Genomic DNA, 10,728 nt, shown 5'->3' with positions numbered 1-10,728 from the left:
GGCAGATGAGCAAATTGGTTATATCTCCAGAAAGGTTATAGAGGGCAAAAAGGATGCTGATGATATGTTTGCACAGATGGGCTCCGAACGAGCAATCACAGAAATTTCTGATATAGGTATGACCGCAGGAATCAAAGCAATGAGTGGTCGGTTTTCAAGTAAGATCGGACAAAAAAAGAATTTTATCGATGTGTTTCTCGGCTATCATATCGATCCTTATGAATTCAATAAATTCAAGGAGATAACTTATCGCCTGGTGAATTTGAAGAAGATTCAGAAAAAGATCAAACTTCCAATATATGATGTTCCTCAATTCTTCACTTTTTCGGAAGAAGCAATGGGTATCGCGATAGCAAACAGAATTGCTGAAATTGGTCTCTACTCGAACAAAGCACTTCAGGATTATGTGAACTACATTGGCTTACTCGTTGCGAATGCAAGCGATTCCTACGATATACCCTATAAATTTTTCATTCTTGATTTCGATATTCCCAATGCCTATTCCTGTCCGGGTGGCATCATATTTGTGACCACCGGTATGCTCAAAACTATTACAAATGAAGCAGAACTTGCTTGTGTCCTCGGGCATGAGATCGCACATGTTTCTCATTATCACGGCATGGAAGAACTTGAAAAACGCCGTGTGCAGATCATTGCGGAAGATTCCTTTGCAGAACTTGATGCACTTTCGGACAGCTTGTATGGTCATGATTCCAAGTACGATGATGCAGAAGCAGAGCTTGAGGATATTGCGCTTTCTGTCTATGAGGTGATCTATGCAGGTCGTCTTGAAAAGTATGAAGAAGAAGCTGACAAACTGGCGTTGATCTATGCTTCCCGTGCAGGATACGACCCCTATGCTTTTGAAGATTTACTTGGTCGTCTTATTATGATAGGACAATCATCAAATAATGAGCACTACACGCTTGAGCAAATCGGCTGGAGAAGGAATCTCATATCGCAGCGACTCGAAAGTACGAAATATCCAGATGGACTACGTGATTGGGCAGAGCGATATCAATTATATACGAATACGCTGAAATCCTCTAAATATTGACAGTAAAGCATGTTAGATTTTTCATATCCCTAAATTCGGAGGTTCTATGAAAAAGATTTTATGTATAGTTATTATTCTTGTGTTGTCAGCAGTAGTTCTTGGCGCATATGAGCTGACTGAGCTTATTGATTGTCCTACCGCTGGCATTTTACAAAGGGGTGAAGTAAAATTTCCCATTTCTATTTTTGAAAATGGTGGAATTAACTTTGGCGCTGGAGTCGGAGTGATGCAGAAACTCATGTTTGGCATACAATTCGGCGGAGAACATATCATTGGTGATTCGTTACCAAACTGGGATTCGTACCCGGGCGTGTATGTGAAATACCGTCTTTTTGATGAATCTCCTACACTTCCTGCAATTGCAGTAGGTTTTGACTCCCGCGGCTTTGGTGCATTCCGTGACTCACTTCCCGATGGAGAAAAGGTCAAACGCTTCGAGATCAAATCAAAAGGATTCTATGCAGTTGTGAGTAGAAATTTCCACTTCATCGGAAATCTTGGCTTGCATGGCGGTGTTAACTATAGTACTGAACGCAAAGATAACGATAGCGATCTAAACTTTTTTGTTGGTTTGGATAAGAGTATAAATCAGCACATCAATATTGTTGCAGAATATGATTTTGCTTTTAATGATAATCGCAAAGGGGAAGACCAAAAGACCTACAGTTTTGGAGAAGGAAATGGATATCTGAACGTGGGAATCCAATTCAATATTGATGAAAATATTAGAATTCAACTCAATCTGCGTGACCTGCTTGGAAATCAGTATCCGAATCCAAACCGCTCAATTTTCATCGCGTACTATGCCAGATTATAACATATGAAAAACTATGTTTATCGCACACTCACAAGAGCATGATTAAAACATATATAATATCATAGAGATAATCACGAGATTATCTCGTGGGAAGAAGATGAGCCAATACTATAGGGATTTCAACTCAGACTGCAAGGTAGATTTACGAGTTAAAACCCGATATTATTTCAGAGAATTCTACTCCACGAGATAAATCTTGTGGCAATTCAAAAAAGGAATTTTAACCACATGAAGCATTATTTTATCAAGCCGATAGTTATCCTGAGTGGCTTTTTGATTCTTGCCGGGATCGCGTATGCATCCAATCCGCTCTTTTACTACTCAATGGCTGAAGTCGCTATGGAACAGGGTGAATATGCTACTGCTGATTCTCTTTTGTCCATTGCTTATCAGATCGATCCAACCTCCGAAGAAGTGATCATAGAGAAGCTTAATGCATTATACTATCTTCGTGATGAGGAAAAATTGATATCCTTTGGTGAAGAAGTGCTAACCACAGGCATGGTGCTGCCGGAAGTTTACATCATGCTGGCACACAGCTACAAGGAACTGGGAAATATCTCAAAAGCAAAAGAGATCATATTTGAGGGTATTGAAAATTCAGAGAGCTCTAATCATTTGTATCTGGAGTTATACCACATAGCGCTGTATGAAGCAGATGGTGACAAAGCTATGCAATATCTTCATCAGGCGGAATCAAATACAGATGATATCGAACTGCTCTACAAGATAGCACAGGAATATTCCAGACTGAAAGATGATCCCATGTTAGAGATGACACTTGACCGAATACTTATGCTCGAACCCGACTTCATACAGGGACATCAGTGGCTGGCAGAGCATTATTTCAATAAAAAAGAATTTACAAAAGCCATTCCCCATCTTGGGTATTCACTTAAAGAAGATCCCGAGTTATCTATTCTTTCAATTCGGCAGCTACTTCTATCTTACTATTTCCTGCAGCGGTTTGATAAAGTGATTGAGATGAGAGATTATTTTCCTATGGAATCTTCAGATTCAGTTCTTAACCGTATCTTCTTCTTTGCTGCATTCAAAACAAAGGAATTTCCTCTTACGATTGAATATGGAGAGTATCTGCTTGAACAAAAAGATATGATTGAACCGGAGCGCCTGCAGGAACTCTATGAGATGATGGCAATCGCGGAAATTCAGCTCAAGCATTATGAAAAAGCAAGCCACTATTTTTCTATGATCGAAGATGAGCGTGTGCTACTCAACCATCTCAATATTATTCCATTTATTGCGGAGCGGAGTAAGGACACGAAACTATTGCACAGGCTTCTTGTTTTCGCACTCGAGGAAAAATCAGATACCCTTGCCTGTACCTTTACTGCATTACTGGCGTATAATTATGCAAAGAATGATTCCTTTGACCTGAGCAAAAAATATATTAGCGAGTTTGAGATTTCTCCATGTATACAAAATTATCCACTTGTTTTAATATCATATGCAATGCTTGAAACTGGAGAACCTGTTGACTCGGTGTACACATTACTCGAGCAGCGTCCCTCCAAAGATATATCAACTCCCCGCTGGCTCGGGCAATATTTTGCTGAACACGATAAGATCGACCAGGCAGATAAATATTTTACTATTGCCGTTGAGCAGGATTCTGCTAATCTCGACCTTTATTTTACCGTAGCACAATTCTACAATGAAATCAGCAACAGAGAGAAAGAGATAGCAACACTTGAGAAAGCGCTGCAATTTTTCCCTGATAATGCTGATCTTCTTAACTGGCTCGGTTATACTTTGGTCGAGGATAACATACGTCTGGAAGAATCCCGATTTATGCTGGAAAAAGCATTGGAACTCTCACCGGACAATATCTATATATGGGACAGTCTTGCCTGGGCGTACTACAAACTTGGCTTATATGAAGATGCGCTTAAAGCAATGGAAAAAGTTCTAAAAGCAGGGGTCGATGACTCTGTTATCAGCTATCATCTGGGCATGATCTACCTGAAGAACGGCAAGGATGCCGCAGCAAAAAAGTATTTGAAGAAATCGATCGAGCTCAACAATAACGATGAAGCGGTTGACAAAGCAAAGACAGAACTCAAACTGCTTCAGTAAGATAAATTGAGAAGATGCACACGAATATTTTGGACAAAGAATTTGGTCCTTATACATTTTAACATATATTCTGAACGTATTCAAAAGGAGTTTTCATGGCTCAGAAAAAAGCAGATAAGGTCGAAAGATTCAAATTTGAAAAAATAAATATCCTGCTCTTTATTGCAGCGATCACTGCGATCATCGTGGGTTTCGCCATCGTGAATTCGGCAACTACATTCGGAACGATCCTTCTCGTACTAGGTTATGCAGTGCTCATTCCCCTTTCCCTTCTTATCAGACCGAAGAAGAAAGATACCGAAACGCAATAACAACAATTCGCATGCGAAAGAAGACCGTCCTTATTCTCTTCCTGATCTTTACGCTGGTTCCGCTGATCGAACTCATTATTTTCATCAAGATTGCCCCGCTCATTGGCTTCTGGCGCACGATCGCGATCATCCTGATCACCGGATTGGGAGGGGCATACCTTGCAAAAACACAGGGCTATGGCACGATCGATGCGATCAAGATGGAAATTTCACAGGGAAAATTTCCTGCTGAACATTTGCTGGATGGTGCGATCATTCTTGTGGGATCTGTGCTTCTCATTACCCCCGGATTTTTAACTGATCTTGTCGGACTGCTTTGCATGTTTCCCGCATCGAGAAGAATATTTAAAACTCCGCTCAAAAAATTTCTGAAAAACAAAATAATTTGACAACAATGGAAGGAAATTAAAAAGAACAATGTATTGAGGTGAATACTGTTTTTACTAATGAAATTGAGCGGAAAAAAGTTTGTGGAAGTATTAAAATTGAATTTATTTGTGCATTCCCGATAACCAAAAATTGGAAAATGAATAATTCAACAAAATTGGAAAAAGTTCGTATACACTCCCAAATTGGTAGTATCCACGACCTGTTGGTCGGGGAACACACATTAACGGCAAGAGCAGTTACCAAAAGAATTGACGAAAAAAGAACCAAAAAAGAAATGAAAATATGAATGAAAAAATAATGAAGAGAATATTGGACAAAGAAAGCGAAGCTGATACTTGCAGAAAGCAAATTACTCCAAAACTTTATAAATCAGGTTGGAGTGATGAACAAATTCTGCAAGAACGCTCATTTACCGAAATAACTCCTGGTAAAATTATGGTTTTCGGGAGAAAAGCAAAAAGAAAAAAAGGTAAAAGAGCTGATTATATTTTACGATATTCTTCAAATTATCCGATTGCTGTAATAGAAGCTAAAAGCAAATACAAAAAAGCAAGTGATGGATTACAACAGGCAAAAGATTATGCAAAAATATTAGAGCTGAATTTTGCTTATTCAACAAACGGAAATGAAATAATTGAATATAACTTTATCAACGGAATTGAAAAGAAAATAGAATCATTCCCAAGTCCAACTGATTTATGGAATCTAGAAAAGCAAGAAGAAAATATTCAACAAAATTCAGAAGACATTTTACTCAAACCATTTAAAAATATCGGAAAAAAGCCAAGATATTATCAAACAATTGCAATCAATCGAGTAATTCAAAAAGTAATTGAAGGTGAAAAACGAATCCTTTTAACAATGGCAACAGGAACAGGAAAAACAACTGTTGCTTTTCAAATAATTTACAAATTATGGAATAACAGATGGAATAATAAAAATGAACACCGACGACCAAAAGTGCTTTTTATTGCAGATAGAAGTTTTTTGATTGATGATCCTCACGCCAAAGATTTTGCAGTTTTCGGTGATGCAAGATGTCTCGTTCCCGAAGAAGGAATTGTTACAAGCAGAGAAATCTATTTTTCTACATATCAATCTTTGGCTGAATATGAAACCCGGGAAGGCAAATTCAGAAAATTCAAACGTGATTTTTTCGATTTAATTGTGATTGATGAGTGCCATCGTGGCAGTGCTTCCGATGAAAGTAATTGGAGAAAAATTTTATCCTATTTTAATCAAGCTGTTCATCTTGGCTTAACAGCAACTCCGCTACGAGAAGATAATAAAGACACTTATAAATATTTTGGAAATCCTGTTTATACTTATAGTCTAAAACAAGGAATCGAAGATGGATTTCTGGCACCTTATGTTGTTCATCGAATTGTGCCGAATATTGACGCAACAGGTTGGAGACCTCAAGAAGGACAGAAAGATGCTAAAGGTGAGTTAATCCCTGACGGAACTTACACAACTTCAGATTTTGAAAGAACGCTTTCCCACCTACCAAGAACAAAGGCTGTTGCAAGACATCTTGTAAATTTTATGAATAAAAACGGCAGATTCGATAAAACGATAATCTTTTGTGTCAATCAAGAACACGCAAATCAGATGAGAACAGAAATCAATAATCTTAATACTGATCTTACAAAAGATTTCCCTGATTATGTTGTGAGAATAGTTTCCGAAGAAGGTGAAATAGGAAAAGGTCATTTAAGCAGATTTATGGATATTGATGAAGATGTTCCCGTAATCGTAACAACTTCCAAACTTTTGAGCACAGGCGTTGATATTCCAACCTGCAAAAATATCGTAATTTTCCGAATCGTAAATTCAATGACTGAATTCAAACAAATCATTGGCAGAGGAACAAGAATTCGCGATGATAAAAATAAACTTTTTTTCTCGATTTTAGATTATACAGGAAGTGCAACCAGAAATTTTGCAGACAAAGATTTCGATGGAGAACCGCCTTTAATCACAAATGAAGAAATTGATGACGAAGGAACAACAATCGAAGGAACTTACGAAGAAGAAATTCCTGATGATTCTGATTTCCCTGAATGGGAAGAAAAAGATGATGATGGCTCATCTGATGGTGAAGGCGAAGATGGAGAAATCGGAGAGCCGAGAAAGAAATATTATGTGGAAGAAGGTGAAGTAACAATTATAGCTGAAACAGTTCAAATTTTGGATAATAATGGTAAACTGAAAAAAGTTCTCTATTCTCATTATGCAAAGGATAAAATAACAACTCTTTTCAAATCACAGGAAGAATTTAAAACAGCGTGGGAAGATTTGGACAAAAGAAAAGAGATTATTGAATTGTTGGAAAAACAGGGAATTACAATTAAGCAGCTTCAAGAAGTTTCTAAACAGAAAGATTCTGATTTTTTCGATCTACTCTGTTTTGTTGCTTATAATTTGAAACCATTAACCAGAAAACAGCGAGCAAAATTATTGGAAAAGAAAAAACCTGATATTTTTTCTGAATATTCAGAAAAAGCAAAAGCTATAATCGATTTGATAATAAACAAATATGTTGAATTTGGTTTATCAGAATTAACTCCTGCTATTCTTCAAGTTGACCCCATTTCTCAAAAGGGAAATATTATAGAGATTGTAAAAGAATTCGGCGGAATCGATAAATTCAATAAAGCACTGGAAGATATTAAAAAGTATCTTTATGTAGCATAGAAACAAGTGAGAAAATAAATGGCAAAAGTAACGAAAAAAATAACAACAGCACAAAGACTTTCGGGAATTGTAAAATCCTGTAGAAAAATAATGAGAAAAGACAAAGGTTTGAATGGGGATTCTGACAGACTTCCGATTCTAACTTGGATAATGTTTCTAAAATTTCTGGATGATAACGAACAAATTTTGGAAACCGAAGCATTATTGAATAATGAAAAATACAACCCGATTATTGAAGCACCTTATAGATGGAGAGATTGGGCAAAAGATCAAAATTTAACAGGTGATGACCTGCTCGCATTTATCAATAATGAAAAAGCATTCTTACCTGATGGAACAGAAAAATCAGGTCTTTTCTATTATTTGCGAAGTTTACAAAGTGAATCTGGGAAAAGTAGGAAAGATGTAATTGCAACAGTTTTTAAAGGTGTGAATAATCGAATGATAAACGGTTATTTACTCCGAGATGTTGTGAATAAAATTGATGAAATTCATTTCACTTCAACTGAAGAGATTTTTACTCTTTCACATCTTTATGAAAGTATTTTAAAAGAAATGAGAGATGCTTCGGGGGATGCGGGAGAATTTTACACTCCTCGACCTGTTGTTCAATTTATGGTGGATGTAATTAATCCTAAAATTGGTGAAACTGTTTTAGATCCTGCTTGCGGAACAGGTGGTTTTCTGGTAGCTTCTTTTGAGCATTTGAAAAAGCAAGCTCAAACGATTGAGCAGAAAGATATTTTGCAAAAGGATTCTATTTTTGGTGGAGAAGCAAAATCTCTTCCTTATTTACTCAGTCAAATGAATCTGCTTTTACACGGACTTAAATTTCCGCAAATTGATCCTTTGAATTCATTAAGATTCCGTTTGCAAGAGATCGGAGACAATGAAAGAGTTGATATAATCATAACAAATCCACCTTTTGGCGGAGAGGAAGAAAAAGGAATTTTGAATAATTTTCCTAAAGATAAACGAACATCCGAAACAGCACTTTTATTTCTGCAATTAATAATGAGAAAACTGAGAAGAAAAAAAATAAACCAAAAAGGTGGTAGAGCTGCGGTTGTTGTTCCAAACGGAACTTTATTTGCCGATGGTGTTGCCGCTCGCATCAAAAAACATTTGATTGATAATTTCAATCTGCATACAATTATTCGATTCGGTGACGGAGTTTTTGCTCCTTACACTGACATTCCTTCCAATGTATTATTCTTTGAACACGGCAAACCCACAGAAAATATTTGGTTTTATGAAATCGCTGTTCCTGATGACAGAAAAAAATACAGCAAAACCAAACCTTTGCAAAGCAGAGAACTCGAACCTGTAAAAGAATGGTGGTACGATAGAAAGGAAACGGAATTTGCGTGGAATGTAAAGATTGAAGATATTGTCGGAAAAGATAAGAACGGCAATGTTACTGTAAATCTCGATATTAAAAATCCAAACAGAAAGAATGAATTTGAGTATAAAGAGCCAAAAGAACTTGTTTCATCAATTCTTAAAAGAGAAAATGAAATACTGGAATTGATGAATGAAATTAATGAAACAATAGGAAAATAAAGTGAGTAAAACAAAATTAAAAGTTAATGAATTGGAAATTGTTCTGTATTCCGAAAAGGAAGAAGAATTTATTTCTCTTACCGATATGGCAAAATTCAGAGATCCGCAAAGAACAAATTATATTATTCAAAACTGGATGAGAACAAGGAGCACAATTGAATTTCTGGGTCTTTGGGAACAACTTCATAATCCGAATTTTAATAGCATCGAATTCGATGCCTTTAAAAATGAAGCTGGCTCAAACAGTTTTACTCTCACTCCCAAAAAATGGATTGAAACAACAAATGCAATTGGTATAAATTCCAAAGCTGGACGCTACGGCGGAACTTACGCTCACAAAGATATTGCCTTTGAATTTGCTTCCTGGATTAGCCCGACTTTCAAACTTTATCTGATCAAAGATTATCAACGCATAAAAGAGATTGAAACAAACCAATATAATCTGGAATGGAATGTAAAAAGACTTCTGAGCAAAACAAATTATCTGATTCAAACAGATGCAGTTAAGAATTACATTTTGCCGAAAACTAATTATGAAACTGATAAACAATGGCTGATCTATGCAGAAGAAGCAGATATTTTGAATGTTGCTCTTTTCGGTTGCACTGCCAAAGATTGGAGAAATGCCAATCCAAAACTGGCAGAAAAGAAAATGAATATTCGTGATATTGCCAGCATAAATGAACTTGCTGTTCTTTCCAATTTGGAAAGTATGAATGCTGATATGATCCGTGAAAATATTGGCAAAGAAGAACGATTCCTAAAACTAAAAGCTGTTGCAAAATACCAGACTGAAATCCTGAATGAAAACAATTATCTGAAAACTCTTAAAAAGAAATCCGAAGAAACTTATGTTAACGAACAAAAGAAGATTGGTGAAGATGAAGAGTAGTTGGAATATTCAAAAACTTAATAATTATCTTGATTCGCGAAATGGAAAACCTAACGAAGTAAAAGTATTATCTGGAGAAATCCCTATCGTTTCCAAAATTGAATTTAATACAGGGAAAATCTATTTAAGAGAAGATGGAAAATCAAATACTAAATTAATCAAAATTTTACCAAAGGATTTGGTTATTTCTGGTATTAACGCTTCTAAAGGTGCGATTTCACTTAATAATTACCCTCAAGAAATTGCAGCAACAATTCATTATTCAGCATATTATCCAAAAGAAAATAAATGTGATATAATATTTATGTGGTATTATTTTAAAAGTAATATCTTTCAAAATATTCTAAAAGATAATTTACCTGGTGGTATTAAAACTGAAATAAAACCTAAACATATTCTTTCGCTCGAAATCCCACTTCCACCACTTGAAGAACAAAAGCGGATAGTTGCAAAATTAAAAAAAGTAGAAGATAATATAAAGAAGATCAAAGAATTGATTGAAATTCAAGAAAGGGATATTAAGAATCTCAGATTTTCCTTTTTTGAAAAATGTAAAAATAAATATTCTACTAAATCATTATCGAAGGCTTTAGAATTGGATATAGATGCAGAAAAAGTTGATGTTTTCAAAGAATATAATTTTGCAGGTGTTTATGGCTTTGGTAAAGGTCTTTTTGTTCGTGGGATACAAGATGGTAACACTTCATATAAAGTATTCCACAAATTGCATAAAGATCATATAGTCCTAAGCAAAGTTAAAGGCTGGGAAGGTGCAATAGCTTTAATTGATGAAAGATATGATGGTTTGTATTTATCTCCAGTTTACCCGACTTTCAAAGCTAAAGAAAATATAAATATTAAATACATCTCTGAATATTTACAACTTCCGGCAGTTTGGCAAATT

9 protein-coding genes are annotated in these 10,728 nt (G+C 35.8%); all 9 read left to right on the top strand.

Annotated features, from left to right (window positions below; translation table 11 throughout):
* Positions 1–1,057: toxin-antitoxin system, toxin component (locus ENL20_04290; protein HHE37775.1), on the top strand; the 1,057-nt coding region annotated here is incomplete at its 5' end.
* Positions 1,058–1,103: 46 nt separating this feature from the next.
* Entirely contained in the window at positions 1,104–1,874 is a 771-nt protein-coding gene (locus ENL20_04285) for a hypothetical protein (protein ID HHE37774.1), read from the top strand.
* Between the two features lie 228 nt (positions 1,875–2,102).
* Positions 2,103–3,971, top strand: coding sequence for a tetratricopeptide repeat protein (locus ENL20_04280; GenBank protein HHE37773.1), 1,869 nt, complete (start codon positions 2,103–2,105; stop codon positions 3,969–3,971).
* 95 nt (positions 3,972–4,066) lie between these two features.
* On the top strand, positions 4,067–4,282 hold the full coding sequence (locus ENL20_04275) for a hypothetical protein (protein HHE37772.1): 216 nt from the start codon (positions 4,067–4,069) through the stop codon (positions 4,280–4,282).
* 11 nt (positions 4,283–4,293) lie between these two features.
* The gene (locus ENL20_04270) at positions 4,294–4,671 is read left to right on the top strand and encodes an FxsA family protein (protein HHE37771.1); all 378 of its coding nucleotides are present in this window, start codon (positions 4,294–4,296) and stop codon (positions 4,669–4,671) included.
* Positions 4,672–4,969: 298 nt separating this feature from the next.
* Positions 4,970–7,369 carry a DEAD/DEAH box helicase gene (locus tag ENL20_04265; GenBank protein HHE37770.1) on the top strand — a complete coding sequence of 800 codons (2,400 nt, stop codon included), beginning with the start codon at positions 4,970–4,972 and terminating at the stop codon, positions 7,367–7,369.
* Positions 7,370–7,408: 39 nt separating this feature from the next.
* Positions 7,409–8,932 (top strand): SAM-dependent DNA methyltransferase, encoded by a 1,524-nt coding sequence (locus ENL20_04260; protein HHE37769.1) that lies wholly within the window; start codon positions 7,409–7,411, stop codon positions 8,930–8,932.
* 1 nt (position 8,933) lies between these two features.
* On the top strand, positions 8,934–9,824 hold the full coding sequence (locus ENL20_04255) for a KilA-N domain-containing protein (protein HHE37768.1): 891 nt from the start codon (positions 8,934–8,936) through the stop codon (positions 9,822–9,824).
* The coding region (locus tag ENL20_04250) for a hypothetical protein (protein HHE37767.1) at positions 9,784–10,728 on the top strand (945 nt) is incomplete at its 3' end. The genes ENL20_04255 and ENL20_04250, both read left to right, overlap by 41 nt.

It is taken from the genome of Candidatus Cloacimonadota bacterium (genome assembly GCA_011372345.1).
In the GTDB taxonomy this organism is placed as follows: Bacteria; Cloacimonadota; Cloacimonadia; order Cloacimonadales; family TCS61; genus DRTC01.
This window is presented reverse-complemented; position numbering and strand designations above follow the sequence as displayed.

Excerpts from the sequence above, each read along its gene's own strand:
- ENL20_04280 (HHE37773.1), top strand. The coding sequence starts at position 2,103 with ATGAAGCATTATTTTATCAAGCCGATAGTTATCCTGAGTGGCTTTTTG.
- ENL20_04275 (HHE37772.1), top strand. The coding sequence starts at position 4,067 with ATGGCTCAGAAAAAAGCAGATAAGGTCGAAAGATTCAAATTTGAAAAA.
- ENL20_04270 (HHE37771.1), top strand. The coding sequence starts at position 4,294 with ATGCGAAAGAAGACCGTCCTTATTCTCTTCCTGATCTTTACGCTGGTT.
- ENL20_04265 (HHE37770.1), top strand. The coding sequence starts at position 4,970 with ATGAAGAGAATATTGGACAAAGAAAGCGAAGCTGATACTTGCAGAAAG.
- ENL20_04285 (HHE37774.1), top strand. The coding sequence starts at position 1,104 with ATGAAAAAGATTTTATGTATAGTTATTATTCTTGTGTTGTCAGCAGTA.